The organism is Mesorhizobium sp. M7A.F.Ca.CA.001.10.2.1 (assembly GCF_003998575.1).
In the GTDB taxonomy this organism is placed as follows: Bacteria; Pseudomonadota; Alphaproteobacteria; order Rhizobiales; family Rhizobiaceae; genus Mesorhizobium.
The window spans coordinates 1-1,576 of record NZ_RZQY01000972.1 but is presented as its reverse complement, the minus strand read 5'-3'; the positions used below and the strand labels follow the sequence as shown (position 1 = coordinate 1,576).

Genomic DNA, 1,576 nt, shown 5'->3' with positions numbered 1-1,576 from the left:
GGCATCAACCGGCGCCAGACCACCGAGCCCTCAATCATGACCGTGCAGTGGGCTCCCATCTCCGAACCGGTTCTGGTAGGCAGGGCGATCGTCCTCACCGGATCAGGGCCGGCCTTTGTATCCGTCATCATGCGGCAGGACGTCGCCAGGATCAGCATGAGGCGAGCGCTGCAGATGGCCCATATCGTCAGTCTCGACGACCCCAGTGTCGATCGGCTGGTGGTCAGTCTCGCACGAGAGACCCGATAAACTCGCTTCTTACGGGAAAAATCGGGGAAAGTTTCAAGTTTTTCGACTATATTTTTCTTCGTTTCGGGATTTTTGCGCAAAAAACCCCGGAACTTTCACCCAAACCTGTCGTTTTCCAGCTGATCGTTGCTTCGACGATCCCAAAGCAACAGGAGGAGTACCGCCATGAACATCAAGATGATCTGTTTCGGCGCGATGACGCTCTCGATGGTTGCCGGTACGGCGCTTGCCGCGAGCGACACCGGCACGTCGGCTCTCGACGATCCGGCCAAGATGCAGCCCTTCTACACCGACTCCAGCAGGAAGACGATGGTCAGCGACGACGATTTCGTGAAGGCCTGGAAGGCCCTTACGCCGGACGACCAGACCGCGATGATGAAGGCCTGCGAGGACGAGGCGAAGGACGCCACTGCGGCCAACAGCCATCCGGAATTCTGCAGCAGCGTGAAAGCGAACGGCGGCAGCAAGTAGCAATCCAGCGGCCCGATGAGAAACAGCCCCTTCGCGGGGCTGTTTTGCGTCTGCCGCGGGGCGCACGGACAAGCCCGCCACGCAACGATCAAGCCACGCAACGATCAAGCCCGGCCGGCGCGCCGGCCCATTTCCCATTCCTGCTATGTTGCACCGCGATAAAATTGCTCTATGTTGCACTGCGATAAATTTGTTGCATTGCGATATCAGCCTGCCCGGCCGACGTTGCGCAGGGGCTGGGCCTTGCACGAAGGAGCCGTCGTGGCAGCATCGTTCCGGCCGGACATACAAGGATTGCGCGCGCTCGCCGTCGGCGGTGTCGTCGCCTACCATTTCGGCCTCACCGCGCTCCCCGGCGGCTTTGCCGGCGTCGACATCTTCTTCGTCATCTCGGGCTGGCTGATAACAACCCATCTCATGCAGGAGATCGGCGAGACCGGCCGGCTCGACCTTTGGCGCTTCTATGCCAGGCGCGCGCGGCGGCTTCTGCCGGCAGCTTTATTCGTCATCCTGGTTACGCTGGCCGCCGGCTACTTCATCCTGGCGCCGCAGGAGCAGGCGCTCTATTCGCGCGGCGCCATGTTCGCCTCCGCCTATTCCATCAATCTGTGGCTGCTGCGCTGGTCGTTCGACTATTTCGCCGCCGACGCCACCAGCAATCCCTTCATCCACTTCTGGTCGTTGTCGGTGGAGGAGCAGTTCTATCTGGCCTGGCCGGCGCTGCTTCTGCTGGCCGCCTGGCTGCGGCCGGGCCGGCGAACGGCCGCAGCCGTGATCGGCGTTGCCGGCCTTGCCTCCTTCGCCGCCTGCCAGTGGCTGACCAGCGCGGCGCCGGCCTGGGCCTTCTATTTTTCAC

At 62.0% G+C, this 1,576-nt stretch carries 2 protein-coding genes and 1 pseudogene; all 3 read left to right on the top strand.

All coding sequences use genetic code 11. The features are described from left to right. Positions 1-249, top strand: a pseudogene (locus EN964_RS34080) (XRE family transcriptional regulator); the annotation flags it as partial. 165 nt (positions 250-414) lie between these two features. Further along, positions 415-720: a hypothetical protein gene (locus tag EN964_RS34075; protein WP_127270646.1), complete on the top strand. Its 306-nt coding sequence runs from the start codon at positions 415-417 to the stop codon at positions 718-720. A gap of 261 nt (positions 721-981) precedes the next feature. Next, positions 982-1,576: acyltransferase (locus EN964_RS34070; RefSeq protein WP_164776350.1), on the top strand; the 595-nt coding region annotated here is incomplete at its 3' end.

Coding starts and splice junctions, on each gene's coding strand:
- EN964_RS34075 (WP_127270646.1), top strand. CDS start 415: ATGAACATCAAGATGATCTGTTTCGGCGCGATGACGCTCTCGATGGTT.